Source organism: Streptomyces sp. A18 (assembly GCF_059026065.1).
In genome coordinates this window covers 22,852-35,250 of the sequence record NZ_JBWLKL010000031.1, presented here as the reverse complement: position 1 = coordinate 35,250, position 12,399 = coordinate 22,852, and the positions used below count along the sequence as shown (strand labels likewise).

Sequence of the window (12,399 nt, the reverse complement as noted above, 5' to 3'; positions counted from 1 at the left end):
CAACGAATTCCACCGTGACATACTTCCAACGTGGCGCACATCACGGGTAATTGCTCACCGTCGCGTTTGCGCCACCTGCCGCTCGTGGGGAAGTATCGGGCTGTCGAAGGCGTTTCGATTCGATTCCAAAACGGGGGTGGCGGATTGCGGTTCGGTTGGACACGGCGTGCCGGGTATCTCGCCGCGGGCTGGGCGGTAATTTTCGCCGGCCTGCATTTCTTCTGGGCTCTCGGTGGGGAAGTGGGTCTGGATGTCTCGGCAGGTCAGGAGCTCGCGACCGAGCGGCCGGCCTGGTTCGTGGCCGGCGGCCTCTGGGGAGTAGGCCTTCTGTGCCTGGTCGGCGCGGGCGTGGCCCTGGGGCTGCGGCGGCGCGGTGTGCGGGGGCGCAGGTGGCAGGCGCTCCGGCTGCTCGGCCAGGGGATTTGCGCGCTGCTGCTGGTCCGCGGCGTTGTCGTCGAGGCGCTGCTCATCGCCGGGGTGTCGACCGTCGGCGAGGTGAGCGCCGCGCAGAAGTTCTGGACGCTCGCGGTGTGGAACCCCTGGTTCATTCTCGGTGGCGCCCTGTTCGGTCTCGCGTCGCGCGACTTCGGCAAGGACATGGCGGGCCGGGCCGCGAAGAAGACCTCAGCCATTCACTGAACGGGCGGCCCGGTTCCGTAAACTGGGTAAATTTTCGGCAATTTCGGGGGAACAATTGTCTAAGGTGATATCTAACAACGCATCAGAATTCGTGCAGCAGCTGCGAGAACTCAGGCTGAGCGTCGGGCAGCCTTCTATGCGGCGTCTGCAGAAACTGGGCGGGTTGACGAAGGCCGCCAATGGCGACGAGGTCGACGCCCTACCGCGGAGTACGGTCTCGACCGTCCTGCGCGGGGACAAGCTTCCGCGCTCGGAATTCGTCTCCGCATTCGTGACGGCCTGCCTGGAGTACGGCGGGCAGTCGCCGGAGCGGGTCGCCGAAGCCACCGAGAGCTGGCTCGCCCGCTGGCGGACGCTCTACGCGGCAGGAGCGAGGGACGGCGCTGAGGGCGAAGCCCCGCAGGCCGACGCGGTGGCCGACGCGCCCAAGGCGGGGACCGTGGTGCCCCGGCATCTCCCGCTCGACGTGCGGTTCCTGGCCGGGCGCGGCACCGAACTCGAGGTCGCCGACGAACTGGTCATGCGTCGGCCCGGAGGCAGCGTCCTCCTCATCTCCGGCCCCGCAGGCGTCGGGAAGTCCGCGTTCGCGATCCGGTGGGCGCACCACCTGATCGAGGACTTCCCCGACGGCCAGCTGTATGTCGATCTGCGGTGCGCCCAGGGGCCGTTGGACAGCGAACAGGCCCTGGCCAAGCTGCTCGGCGGACTGGGTGTGCCGGAGAGGGACTGTCCGGCCGATCCATGGCGCCGGGTGGAGCGCTACCGCTCGCTGCTCGCCAATCGCCGCATGCTCATCGTCCTCGACAACGCCTGCGACACCGAACAGGTGCGCCCGCTGCTCGCGACCGGTGAGCACTGCCGGACCGTCGTCACCAGCCGCAACCGGATGTCCGGGCTCGTGGCCAGGGAAGCGGCGCAGCGTCTCGTCCTGGACGTGCTCGCCCCCGAGGCGGCGTGCACGGTGCTGCGTGCCGTCATCGACGAGGAGTATCTGGTCGGCGCCCACGCCGAGTTGGAGGAACTGGCGGAGCTGTGCGGGTATCTGCCGCTCGTGCTGCGCCTCGCCGCCGTGAAGTTCTCCGACCGGCCCGGACAGGGCTTCAAGAACTTCGTACGCACCATGCGTGACGACAGTCAGCTCCTCTCCCTGGCGCTCGACGGCGACCACGACAGTTCCCTCCGTGCCGAACTGGAGTTCTCGTACCGCAGGCTCGGTCTCGACGCGAGGCGCTACTTCCGGAAGATCGGCCTCGTCGACGACGACGGGTTCACGCTCGAGACCGGCGCGGCGCTCGCCGGGATACCGCTCGCCGAGGCCGACCGGCTGACCGGTCAGCTGGAGTCGGAGCACCTGGTGGCGGAGGTCGGCAGTCACGAGTTCACCATGCACCGGGTGCTGCAGGCGTTCGCCCGTGCCGAGGAGCGCAAGTCCGGCGACTCACCGTGCCGCACCCTCACGGTGGCGTGAAGCGGCCGGGGCGTCGACGGCGGACGGCGCCGCCCCACCGGTGACCACGGCGGCCGGGCGGGCCACGGCGATCAGGGATCCGACGGTGAGAATCACCTGGTCGCCGATCAGGCTCTCGCCGCTCATGAACGCGTTGTCGTCCACCAGCCGTTCGACGCGTACGCGGTGCCTGATCACGTCGCCGGGGAACGCCGAGCCGCTGAACGCGCAGTCCCGCAGCCGGCCGACCATCGGCAGGCTGTCAGCGGCGGCAGAGCCTTCACGGCCACCGAGCCAGAGCAGCGCCGCGGACTGCCCGAAGGACTCCAGGATCATGGACCGGGGGTAGGCGTACCGCTCGGCCGGGAGGCCTTCGGCCATGCCCTGGTAGCACGGCTCGCTGCCGGTCACGGCCTTGGCGGTCTCGATGGAGTCGCCGGGTTCGAAGCCGGTCACCCGGTCCACGAGGACCATGGGGTGCCGGACCGGAAGGAGCGCGAGCAGCTGCGCGTACCCGGAGTTCATGAGGTCCCTCCTCGGACCAGTTCCACGGTCATCTTCGCCACCTGGACGTCGTCGCCGCGGCGGCAGTCGAGCGCGGCCCATAGGGCACCGGGGCGCCCGGCCGACACTCTTATCAGCAGCCGGAGTTCATCTCCCTCGAGCATCGGGCGCAGCACGCGCGCGGAGCGCAGCGTCCCCAGTTCGAGCCAGTCGTCCCCGGGGCCGCCGGGGTCTCCGGGGCCTCCGGGGCCGATGTGCGCGGCGAGTGCGGGGGAGCGGTGGAGCTCCGCGCCGACCGCCTGACGGATGCCGTCGAGCAGGAAGATCGCCGGATAGAGGGTGACACCCGGGAAATGCCCCGCCAGGTAGGGGTCGGTGGACCGGACCACCTTCTCCGCCTCGATCAGCAACTCGTCCGCCTCGACGCGGGCCGTGATCCGATCGGTGCCGTCGAGCGGCCGGGCGTAACTCCGCTGCCCGTTCACGGGAAGCGTCACAGGAACCGTCACAGGAACCACACCCCCGCGTACTCGCCCCAGCGGGCGGCCAGTTGGGCGGTGTCGAGGCGGGTGACGCCGGGGAGCAGAGGAGCGTTCTGAAGGCCGAAGGCGGCGAGGCCCGGCTCGTCGACGTAGACCGCGGAGCCCTTGTCCACCAGCGCGCGGACGGACCGGCGCGGATCCCCGAGGGTGGTCAGGACCGTCGGCCCGACCCGCACCTCGGGCGGCGGAGCGGCACCGGCAAGCGCCGCGGTCACGCTCGTGCCGCGCAACACCACATCCATGCCTCCGAGTTGGTCGCCCAGCATCTCGACGCCGTACAGCGCGTCGAAGAACTGCGCCTCGGCGCTGCCGCGGTAGCCGCGGTCGATGATGGCCAGGTAGGCCACTAGGCACCCCCGATGTAGACGGTCCTGCGGGCCGCGGCGATCGTCGCCGCGAGGCGGGCGTCGGAGCGGAGACGGACCTCGGCGATGTGGTCCCGCGCGCCGCGCTCCGCGCTGCACGCCGTGCAGACGATCCAGCTGAACCGGCCCTTGTGCGCGGTGAGCAGGCCCCGGATCAGCGCACCGGCCGTCGGCGCGGGCGTCGCCGGGTCGCGCAGGTCGGCGGGCTTGGTCTCGCCGAGCGAGGCCTGGGTCAGCATGGTGTTGTAACCGCAGGCCCAGACCCGGATGGTGTGCTCCCGCTCCAGCACGGCCTGGGCGAGGCGGAGCACGGTGGTCAGGGCGTCGCCCGTGTGCGGCGGCGCGGTGAGGACGACCAGGACGTCCCAGGTACGGCGTTCGACGGTGGCGGCCATGGTCAGTGCCACACCACCTTGGTGCCGGGCTCCAGGAGCCAGTCCGCCACGTCGCCCATGCCGGTGGTCCGCACGCCGGGCGTCAGGGGCGCGGCGTGCAACGCCCGGTGGGCGAGGGTGAACTCGTCGATCCAGGCCTGCCCGCCGGCACCGATGAACCGCGGAAGCCCGGCGCTCGCCCCGTGGATCCCGAGCGCGACGCCGTCCGCGGCGAGGAACAGGCACACCCGCTCGCCGGCGCCCGCGAGCGCGGCGGCGTCGGCGAGGAAGCGCTCCGCCGTGCCGCCGGACTGGGTCTCGACGAGCAGGTACCGCTCGGCCGGTGGGTCCTGGGTCACGCCGGGTTCCGCAGCTTCCGGTGCAGCAGCGCGGAGATGTCCTGCAGCGTCCGTACGTCCCCGATCTCGTGCGATTCGATCTTGACGCGGTAGTGGCGCTCCAGGGTGACGGCCAGCTCCATGGCCAGGAGCGAGTCGACGCCGAGGTCGCGGACGAAGTCGATCTCCGGGGTGATCGACGCTCCGTCGACCTCCAGCACATCGGCGATCATCTCGCGCAGCTCTTCGGTGTCCAGGGCGGTTTCGGCGGTCATGGGATCTTCCTTCCGTTGTTCGTCTGCGCGGCGGTCGCGGCGTCAGCCGCAGCCGCCCGCGTGGCCTGCGTCGCCACCGGCCGTGACCGGCTCGGGCACCAGGCCCGGCTCGTCCAGCCAGGTGAGATAGGTGTCCGGACCCGGCTCCTCGCCGCGGACCTTCGCCACGTAGGCGCGCAACCGGTCGGCGCCGAAGAACTTGTCGTGGCCGTGGATGAAGAAGGGGACGCCGAACAGGCCGTCCTTGTACGAGCGGGTCAGCGCATCGGCGCCCCGGCGCCGCATCTCCTGGTCGTCCGGGGCGCCGGATACCAGGGCGGGGTCCAGGCCGAGCTCGGCGGCGAGTTCGGCGATGACGGCCCGGTCGGTGATGTCCCGGCTCTGCTGCCAGCGGGTGCGGTAGGCGGCCGCCACGTACTCCCGGCCCAGGCCCGCGTCCTCGGCCACCAAGTAGCCGAGGTGGGCGATCTCCCAGTTCGGGTCGCGGTCCACCGGCCAGGTGACCGTGAGGCCGCGGGCCTCGGCCAGCCGCCGGGCGTCCTGGAGGATGTAGAAGTTCTTCGCGCGGGACATCTCCACGATCGGCAGTTGGACGCCGTCCTTCTCCAGGAGCGCCTGGGTCTGTCCGTCCGGCTCCCAGAACGGGATCCACTCGATCGTGTCCGCCACGTCGGGGTAGCGGTCCATCAGGTCGCGGTACGCGAACCACGAGTACGGGCTGCGCAGCGAGAAGTACCAGCGGGGTGGCTTCCTGGCCATGTCCGGGGCTTCCTTTCCGGCGGGTTTCCTGTGGGGCGCTCCGGTAGGGCGCTCCGGGCTCTCCTGCGGGCGCTCAGATCGAGATGCCGCCGTCGATCTCAAGGACGGTCCCGGTGATGAAGGCCGCGCGGGGCGAGACCAGGAACGACACCAGGTCCGCCACCTCCTCGGCGCGGCCCATCCGCCGCAGCGCCGTCCGCTCGACGGCGTCCTTGGCGACCGCCTCGGGCAGGCGGGCGGTCATGTCGGTCTCGATGAACCCGGGGGCGACCACGTTCGCGCGGATCCCGTACGGGCCCACTTCCTTGGCCAGCGACCGGGTGAACCCGATGATCCCGGCCTTGGCGGCCGAGTAGTTGGTCTGCCGCGCGTGGCCCTGCACACCGGCGACCGACGACAGGTTGACGATCACTCCGGAGCGGCTCTTCATCATTTCGAAGATCGCGGACCGGCAGACGTTGAACATGCCGTCCAGGTTGATGTCGAGGACGGTGTGCCAGTCCTCGTCCGGCATGAGTGCCAGCGCGCCGTCCCTGGTCACGCCCGCGGAGGTCACCACGGCGCCGATCGTGCCGAGTTCGCCCTCCGTGGCGCGCACCCACGCGCGTACGGCATCGGCGTCCACCACGTCGACCCGGGTGGCGACCGCGCGCCTGCCGAGTTCGGTGACCTCCTTCTCCAACTGCCGGGCGGGCTCCTCGCCGTTGACGTAGCAGAAAGCCACGTCGTAGCCGTCCTCGGCGAGGCGGCGCACGACCGCACGGCCGATGCCGCGCGATCCGCCGCTCACCAGCGCGACCGGTGTCGGCTCGGCGGGTGTGGGGTCAGGCATGGGTACTCCCTGGTTCCTTCGGGATGCGGAAAAGGGCACAGCCGAGGACGTTGTCGCGGTCGGCCGAGAGGACCGCCGCGACGCGTCCGCGGGCGGCGGGATCCTGCTCGGCAGCGGCGAGCACGGAGGCGATCTGGAACGGGGCGGCGGCGGCCCCGGCGTCTCCCCAGGCCTCCTCGCCGGGCAGCGCCCGCGGGGCGTACCCGTCGACGTGCACCTCGCCCTGCCCGACCGCCGGCGACACGGCCCACAGGTCGGCCGCCGTGACCCCGGCCCGCTTCAGGGCGCGGGAGAGGCAGTCGGCCAGCGCGGCGCTCTGCTCGCCGTCGCGGAACACCCCGAGGGTGACGCCGATGACCTCGGCGAGCACCGGCGCGCCCGCGGGCGCCGCGGGTTCGACGAGCAGGAGCGAGCAGCCCTCGCCCAGTGCGGCGGGACGGTCCGGATCGCCCGCGTGGTGTTCCAGCCAGCCGCGGTCCGTGGTGAGCTCCTCCGCGCCGCCGCAGAGCACCGAGCGCGCGTGGCCGCCGGAGAGCAGCCGCAGGGAGTAACGCAGCGCGAAGAGCCCGGCGGCCCTGCCGCCCGCGACCGTCGTGTTGGGGCCCTTGAGGTTGTGCCGGATGGCGCACTGCGCGGCGGAGCTGTTCATGATGGCGTTGGGGATCCGCGGCGTGTCGATGTGGAACGGCATCGCGCGGGTGTGCGTGTCCCGGGTGATGTCCATCATGCTCGTGCTGCTGCCCGCGGTGGTCCCCAGCACGAGGGCCGCCTGCTCGCCCGTCGCCGCCTCCTGGTGCCGGCTCTCGGCGCCCAGGAGTTCGCCCGCCGCGGCGGCGGCCAGGGCCGACACCCGGTCCATCGACCGGGTGCCCTTGCGCCCGAGCACCTGAGCGGCGACGAAGTCCGGTACCGGCGCGACCCGTTGCCGCGGGACGGGCCAGTCCTCGGCCCTGGTCACCGCGGACCTGCCGGCGGCGACCCCGGCCGCGAACGCCTCACGGCCGAGGCCGAAGGGCGAGACCGCGGACCAGGCGGTGATGACCGGAGCCGTCACGTCCCCGCACCCGGCTCGCCCTTGAGGGCGCGGTCGATCCGGTCGTCCCAGCTCACGACCCGTGCCTGGTTGCCGTCCTCCACGACGCCGTAGCCGTGAGTGATCACACCCGTGGCCACCTGGAGGAGGCGGCCATCCCGCACCACGTAGCAGTCCATGCGCGCGGTGTAGAGCAGGCTCTTGAAGATGCTCTCGACCGTGTAGACGGTGTAGAGCTCCTCTTCGAGGAGGGCCTCGCCGAGTATCTCGATCCGCGAATGCGTGACCGCCGGGATCCAGTTGCGCTCCGCGAGCTGTGACCCGATGGAGATGCCGCGGGCGTCGACGAAGCGGTGCTTGGCCTCCTCCATCTGCCGCAGGTAGGACGACATGTGCATCCGGCTGAAGAAGTGCACGTACGGATACGGGATGCGGAACTTCCAGCCGTAGCCGTTGCGGCCCGCGAGCAGCTGGTCGAGCACCGGGTCCCGGTCGGTGGAGCCGCCCGACGGCAGCAGCTCCCCGCCCGTGGCGGGAACGGCGTCGCCGGGCTCCGGGGAGCCGATCGCGGCCACGGTGAAGCGGTCGAGCACGGCGGGGGCGGGCACCCGGCCCGGCAGCCGCCGGTCGTCCTCGTCCCGGCGCAGCACGGCCGCCGCCGACGCGGTGACGATCTTCTTCGGCGCGCCGTCGCGGAGCACGCTGATCGCGACCTTGAACCGGAACGCCGTGTCGTCGTCGCCCGTCACCGGCAGCACCTCGAGCGTGGCCTCGTCGTCGACGAACACCCCGCCGCGCAGCCGCGCCTCCAGGTCGATCAGGTCGAAGCCAAGGCCGTAGCTCTCGTAGAGCCCGCCGACCGGCAGGCCCTGCCGCCGGAAGTGCTCGATCACCGCTTTCTCGACCAGGTAGTTGACGTGCTTGAAGCCGATGTACGTGCCGATGTTGGCGCCCTCGTACCCGGGCGTGAGGGAGACGGTGGTGGTCTCCGTGACCACGTTCTTGACCGCGGTGTCGATGTCAGCCATCAGATTCGCTCCACTAGCGTTGGACGCGGCCGCTCCCCGGCCGCTTCGGGGGCGGCCGGGATACGGCGCAGGAAACCGCCGAGCGCGTCGGCGAACCGCGCCGGCTGCTCGGCCATCGGGAAGTGACCGGTCTCCTCGATCGTGTGCAGGGCCGCCGCGGGCATCCGGGCGACGAGGTCCTGTGCCTCCCCGGTCACCGCGATGCGGTCCTCGGTGCCGGAGACGACGAGCACGGACGTACGGACCTCAGCCGTACGCAGCCACGGCGTGCGGAGGTACGACTCGAAGAACCGCGACCAGCCGTAAGGGCCGATCGTCTCGCACAGCCGCTCCGCCAGGGCGCGGTGCAGCTCGGGCTTCGACCGGGGCCCGGCCGCCACCCGGATGCCCTCCTCCATGGTCCGGACGAACTGCTCCGGCAGGCCCGTCATCGTGTCCCAGCCGAAGTCCTCGGGCCGAGGCCGGAAGAAGGGGGACACAAGGACCATCCCCTTGAGCCGGTGCGCGGTGTGCGCGGACGCGCCACAGGCCAGGTCGAGCAGCAGCATGGCGGCGAAGGAGTGCGCCACCACGACGTCGGCCGGGCCCACGGTGTCCGCGAGCTCGTCCAGCGTCTCGGCCAGCCACGACGCGGAGTCCACGCGGTGCGCCCAGTCGGTCGGACCGGTGCCGCGCCAGGGCAGTTCGGCCGTGTGGATCTCGGCACCGCGCAGCTCCGCACGGTGCGGCGCGAGCGCGAGCAGCCGCTCCCACACGTTGCTGCCGTCCGCCATGCCGTGCAGCAGCAGCACCCGGAGTCCGGGGCCTTCACTGATCGTGCGCTGCCGGAGCAGCACGGGCGGTATACCGGGGGGCAGGGATGCCGGATTCACGCGCGGCCCACTCCGTCTCCGGCCACCGCGCCGCCCGGCGCGGTGAGGACGAGCCCGGCGACGGCGTCGTCGGCGTCCGTACCCGCCACCGCGTACACCGGGCCGTCCCCGCCTGCGGCGAAGTGGCCCACGGCGGCGGCGCATTGGAGTACCCCGAGCGCGCCCGATGCCGGGCCCCAGCGGTCCTCGACGGCGTGCCGGGGCACGCCGGTGAGGACGTCCGCCGGTGCCTGCCGCGGCGCGAACCAGGCGCGGGGGTCACCGCCGAGCGCGGACACGCAGTCGGCCAGGGAGCCGGTGCGGACGTATCCGTCGAGCGCGGCGAGCACCGGGGCGTCGCGCTCGGCCGCGGTCGCCGGGGATTCGATGACCAGCGCCGCGGCGCCGTCGAGCGGGTGCTCGTGGCCGGTGAGGCGTCGTACGACGTCGTTGGCCGGCTCCGCGCCGACCACCAGGACGTGCCGGGCGCGACCGGCCGCAAGCAGCACCGTGGCCCAGTGGATCGCGTCGAGACCGGAGGTCGGGCCGTTGCACATCATCAGGTTCGGGCCGCGCAGACCGAACCTGATCGCGATCTCGGAAGCGGTGACGTTGCTCGAAAGGCGCGGCGCGTAGACCGGGCTGAGGAGCCTGGTGCCGCCGTCGGCCGTGATGGTGGTGGCGACCTCACACACCGAGTCCAGATTGCCGAAGTTCGAGCTGACGACGACCGCGACCGACTCTGCGGGCACCAGCAGTTCGACGGCCGCGGTCGGGGCGCCGCCGCCGGGCGACGGCGGGGTCAGCCGCGCGTCGCCGGTCATCAGGCCTGCGGCGTTCAGGGCGTCCCGTGCCGCGCAGAGCGCGAGCCGGGTCGCCTGATCCAGATAGCGCAGCCCCTTCTTGCCGATCAGGGCGGCCGGGTCGAAGGGCGCCGCGCCCTCCGCGGTGCGCGTCGTGAGATCCGTGGCGTCCGGCGCGCCGGCCACGGCCAGGCCCACGCCGGTGGCGAGCGTGCTCATCGGCGGCCCTCCACGAGTGCGACCGCGTTGACCCCGCCGAAGCCGAAGGCGTTGACCTGCGCGAGCGCCAGGTCCGCCGGGGCGGCAGTGTTCCGTACGATCCGGAACTCCCCTGCCTCCTCGATGGGTTCTTCCAGACCGAGCGTCGGCGGTACGAGACCGTCCGCCATGGCGTGCAGGGCGACGATCAGGCTGTGCAGTCCGGAGGCTCCGGAGGTGTGGCCGGTCATCGACTTCATCGCCGTCATCAGCGTCTTCTCCGGGGCGGGGCCGAACACCGCCCGTAGGGCGCCGGCTTCGGCGGCGTCGTTGGCGTGGGTTCCGGTGCCGTGCAGCATCACCAGGTCGATGTCGTCGGGCGTGGCACCGGCCCTGCGGTGCGCGTCGCGGATCGCGGCGGTGATACTCCCGGCCTCGGGGGCGGTGGTGTGGTGGGCGTCGCAGTTGACGGCGACGCCGCGCACCCGGCCGAGGCTCGGGCGGCCTTGGTCCTCGGTGCGGCGCAGCACCACGGCCGACGCGCCTTCGCCGAGGATCGTGCCCATCCGGTTGCGGTCGAAGGGGCGCACGGTGTCCGGTGCCACCGACTGCAGCCGGTCGGCGATCCCCACCATGCTCTCGGTGACGGCGTCGACACCGGCCACGACCACGGTCTCGGCGCCCGCGGCCAGCAGATCGGTGGCCATCGACAGCGCGTAGAGCGACGCCGAGCAGGCATTCGAGACGGTGTGCGTCATGGTCGCGCCGAAGCGCTCGCGCAGCGCGGTGCCGAAGTGCAGCTCCGCGGCCGAGTACGGGACACCACCGCGGGCCCACAGCTCGACCGAGCGCAGCTCCCGCAGCCCCGTGCCGACCAGGACGGGGATGTCTCCCAACTGCTCGTCGAGACCGGCTTCGGCGAGCGCCTGCGCGATCGCGTCGAGGAGGAAGGCGGTGGCACGGCCCGGGACGTCGCCCGCGTCGCCGCGGTCGTCGATCTCGTACAGCCGGTCGCTCGTGTAGTACGAGCGGTCGAAGCCCCGCATCGGGTGCAGGCCGGACGTGCCCGTGCACAGGGAAGTGAAGATCTCGGCCGGGGACCGGCCGATGGCGGCCACCGCGCCGGTTCCGGCGATCGGCCAGCCTGCGTGCTCGCTCAACGGGACTCCTCGTACCGGCCCAGGACCGCGACCGCGTTGTTGCCCCCGAAGCCCAGACCGTTGTTCTGCACGATCCGCAGGTCGGCCTCGACGGCGTGGTTGGGCACGCAGTCGATCCGGCACTCCGGGTCGGTGCGGTTGTGGTTGATGGTCGGCGGGATGAACCGGTGGGTGATCGCAAGCGCGCAGGCGATCGCGGCCAGGGCGCTCGCCGCGCCCATGGTGTGCCCGAGCATCGACTTGACCGACACCGTGCGCGGCGGCCGGTCGCCGTAGATCTCGCGGATCGCCTGCGACTCGGTGATGTCGTTGGCCTTCGTGCCGGTGCCGTGCGCCGAGATGAGGTCCACCTCGTGCGGCTTGACGCCCGCGTTCTCCAGCGCGAGCGACATCACCCGGGCCACGCTGGAGCGGTCCGGCGCGACCTGGTGGTAGGCGTCGCAGTTGAGGCCGTAGCCGAGCACCTCGGCGTAGATCCGGGCCCCGCGGGCGAGCGCCGAATCGAGGTCCTCGAGGACCAGTACGCCCGCGCCCTCGCCGGTGAGGATGCCCTTGCGGTCGACGTCGAAGGGGCGGCAGTGGTCGGGGGCGATGGTGCCGAGCCGGTAGAACCCGGCGAACGTCTTGCGGCACATGGCGTCCGCTCCGCCGCAGAGGGCGAAATCGGCATCGCCCGAGCGGACCGCGTCGTAGCCGTACCCGATGGCGTAGTTCCCTGCGGCGCACGCCGTCGGGATGGTCACCGCCTCCACGTCCGAGAGACCGAGCTCCAGGGCGACGGCCGAGGACAGACGGGCCGCCCTGAGCCGTCCCGCGACCTGGGGGTCCATCGCCGCGGGGCCGTGCGCGAGCTCGGTCTCCACCAGTTCGTCGAGGTCGCGGGACTCGCCGTCGGTGGTGCCGATGGAGATCACGCCGGGCCGCTCGCGCAGCGCGTCGAGGTCGAGACCGGCGTCCGCGACGGCCATCCGCGCCGCCGACACCGAGAACCGGCTCGCCGGTCCCAGCGAGTCGACGGGAAGGTTCTGGATCCAGGCCTCCGCGTCGAACTCGCCGAGTCCGCAGCCGGTCGAGTGCTCGAAGCCGGCGGTGTCGAACGCGGTGATCGGCCCCGCGCCGCTGCGCCCGGCCCGCAGGCCGGCGGTGAACTCCTCGACCCCGGTCCCGATGCTCGACAGCACGCCGAGACCGGTCAGGACCACCCGCCTGTCAGGTGACGCCATCAGCTCCTCATTCCCTGCGCGGGGATTG

General features: G+C 72.0%; 16 protein-coding genes. 2 read left to right on the top strand and 14 right to left on the bottom strand.

Annotation, left to right across the window (positions count from 1 at the left end; genetic code table 11):
* The first annotated feature begins 30 nt into the window (after positions 1-30).
* Both AC5P1C_RS33005 and AC5P1C_RS33000 read left to right on the top strand, forming a co-directional pair.
* On the top strand, positions 31-639 hold the full coding sequence (locus tag AC5P1C_RS33005; RefSeq protein WP_493869635.1) for a DUF3995 domain-containing protein: 609 nt from the start codon (positions 31-33) through the stop codon (positions 637-639).
* A 163-nt stretch (positions 640-802) separates the two neighbouring features.
* Positions 803-2,107: an NB-ARC domain-containing protein gene (locus AC5P1C_RS33000; RefSeq protein ID WP_493869634.1), complete on the top strand. Its 1,305-nt coding sequence runs from the start codon at positions 803-805 to the stop codon at positions 2,105-2,107.
* Here AC5P1C_RS33000 and AC5P1C_RS32995 read toward each other — a convergent pair.
* The 14 genes from AC5P1C_RS32995 to AC5P1C_RS32930 form a co-directional block, all read right to left on the bottom strand.
* Complete coding sequence (locus AC5P1C_RS32995) at positions 2,078-2,611, bottom strand: 3-hydroxyacyl-ACP dehydratase FabZ family protein (protein ID WP_493869633.1); 534 nt, start codon at positions 2,609-2,611, stop codon at positions 2,078-2,080. The genes AC5P1C_RS33000 and AC5P1C_RS32995 overlap by 30 nt on opposite strands.
* Positions 2,608-3,099 carry a hypothetical protein gene (locus AC5P1C_RS32990; protein WP_493869632.1) on the bottom strand — a complete coding sequence of 164 codons (492 nt, stop codon included), beginning with the start codon at positions 3,097-3,099 and terminating at the stop codon, positions 2,608-2,610. The genes AC5P1C_RS32995 and AC5P1C_RS32990 overlap by 4 nt, the downstream gene beginning before the upstream one ends.
* Entirely contained in the window at positions 3,096-3,479 is a 384-nt protein-coding gene (locus AC5P1C_RS32985) for a hypothetical protein (protein WP_493869631.1), read from the bottom strand. Before AC5P1C_RS32985 ends, AC5P1C_RS32990 begins: the two co-directional genes overlap by 4 nt.
* Positions 3,479-3,904, bottom strand: a complete 426-nt coding sequence (locus AC5P1C_RS32980) for a hypothetical protein (protein ID WP_493869630.1) — start codon at positions 3,902-3,904, stop codon at positions 3,479-3,481. Before AC5P1C_RS32980 ends, AC5P1C_RS32985 begins: the two co-directional genes overlap by 1 nt.
* A complete protein-coding gene (locus AC5P1C_RS32975) occupies positions 3,895-4,230 on the bottom strand; it encodes a hypothetical protein (protein WP_493869629.1) in 336 nt (111 codons plus the stop codon). Before AC5P1C_RS32975 ends, AC5P1C_RS32980 begins: the two co-directional genes overlap by 10 nt.
* Positions 4,227-4,484 carry an acyl carrier protein gene (locus AC5P1C_RS32970; RefSeq protein ID WP_493869628.1) on the bottom strand — a complete coding sequence of 86 codons (258 nt, stop codon included), beginning with the start codon at positions 4,482-4,484 and terminating at the stop codon, positions 4,227-4,229. The genes AC5P1C_RS32975 and AC5P1C_RS32970 overlap by 4 nt, the downstream gene beginning before the upstream one ends.
* A gap of 42 nt (positions 4,485-4,526) precedes the next feature.
* The gene (locus AC5P1C_RS32965; protein WP_493869627.1) at positions 4,527-5,243 is read right to left on the bottom strand and encodes a 2-hydroxychromene-2-carboxylate isomerase; all 717 of its coding nucleotides are present in this window, start codon (positions 5,241-5,243) and stop codon (positions 4,527-4,529) included.
* A 73-nt stretch (positions 5,244-5,316) separates the two neighbouring features.
* Positions 5,317-6,075 carry a 3-oxoacyl-ACP reductase FabG gene (gene fabG / locus AC5P1C_RS32960; protein ID WP_493869626.1) on the bottom strand — a complete coding sequence of 253 codons (759 nt, stop codon included), beginning with the start codon at positions 6,073-6,075 and terminating at the stop codon, positions 5,317-5,319.
* Complete coding sequence (locus tag AC5P1C_RS32955; protein WP_493869625.1) at positions 6,068-7,129, bottom strand: beta-ketoacyl synthase N-terminal-like domain-containing protein; 1,062 nt, start codon at positions 7,127-7,129, stop codon at positions 6,068-6,070. The genes fabG and AC5P1C_RS32955 overlap by 8 nt, the downstream gene beginning before the upstream one ends.
* On the bottom strand, positions 7,126-8,136 hold the full coding sequence (locus AC5P1C_RS32950) for a hypothetical protein (protein ID WP_493869624.1): 1,011 nt from the start codon (positions 8,134-8,136) through the stop codon (positions 7,126-7,128). The genes AC5P1C_RS32955 and AC5P1C_RS32950 overlap by 4 nt, the downstream gene beginning before the upstream one ends.
* A complete protein-coding gene (locus tag AC5P1C_RS32945) occupies positions 8,136-9,008 on the bottom strand; it encodes an alpha/beta fold hydrolase (RefSeq protein WP_493869623.1) in 873 nt (290 codons plus the stop codon). The genes AC5P1C_RS32950 and AC5P1C_RS32945 overlap by 1 nt, the downstream gene beginning before the upstream one ends.
* Complete coding sequence (locus AC5P1C_RS32940; RefSeq protein ID WP_493869622.1) at positions 9,005-10,009, bottom strand: beta-ketoacyl synthase N-terminal-like domain-containing protein; 1,005 nt, start codon at positions 10,007-10,009, stop codon at positions 9,005-9,007. The genes AC5P1C_RS32945 and AC5P1C_RS32940 overlap by 4 nt, the downstream gene beginning before the upstream one ends.
* On the bottom strand, positions 10,006-11,148 hold the full coding sequence (locus AC5P1C_RS32935; protein WP_493869621.1) for a beta-ketoacyl-[acyl-carrier-protein] synthase family protein: 1,143 nt from the start codon (positions 11,146-11,148) through the stop codon (positions 10,006-10,008). The genes AC5P1C_RS32940 and AC5P1C_RS32935 overlap by 4 nt, the downstream gene beginning before the upstream one ends.
* A complete protein-coding gene (locus AC5P1C_RS32930; RefSeq protein ID WP_493869620.1) occupies positions 11,145-12,371 on the bottom strand; it encodes a beta-ketoacyl-[acyl-carrier-protein] synthase family protein in 1,227 nt (408 codons plus the stop codon). Before AC5P1C_RS32930 ends, AC5P1C_RS32935 begins: the two co-directional genes overlap by 4 nt.
* Positions 12,372-12,399: the final 28 nt, after the last annotated feature.

Excerpts from the sequence above, each read along its gene's own strand:
- AC5P1C_RS32940 (WP_493869622.1), bottom strand. The coding sequence starts at position 10,009 with ATGAGCACGCTCGCCACCGGCGTGGGCCTGGCCGTGGCCGGCGCGCCG.
- AC5P1C_RS32970 (WP_493869628.1), bottom strand. The coding sequence starts at position 4,484 with ATGACCGCCGAAACCGCCCTGGACACCGAAGAGCTGCGCGAGATGATC.
- AC5P1C_RS32950 (WP_493869624.1), bottom strand. The coding sequence starts at position 8,136 with ATGGCTGACATCGACACCGCGGTCAAGAACGTGGTCACGGAGACCACC.
- AC5P1C_RS32995 (WP_493869633.1), bottom strand. The coding sequence starts at position 2,611 with ATGAACTCCGGGTACGCGCAGCTGCTCGCGCTCCTTCCGGTCCGGCAC.
- AC5P1C_RS32965 (WP_493869627.1), bottom strand. The coding sequence starts at position 5,243 with ATGGCCAGGAAGCCACCCCGCTGGTACTTCTCGCTGCGCAGCCCGTAC.
- AC5P1C_RS32930 (WP_493869620.1), bottom strand. The coding sequence starts at position 12,371 with ATGGCGTCACCTGACAGGCGGGTGGTCCTGACCGGTCTCGGCGTGCTG.
- fabG (WP_493869626.1), bottom strand. The coding sequence starts at position 6,075 with ATGCCTGACCCCACACCCGCCGAGCCGACACCGGTCGCGCTGGTGAGC.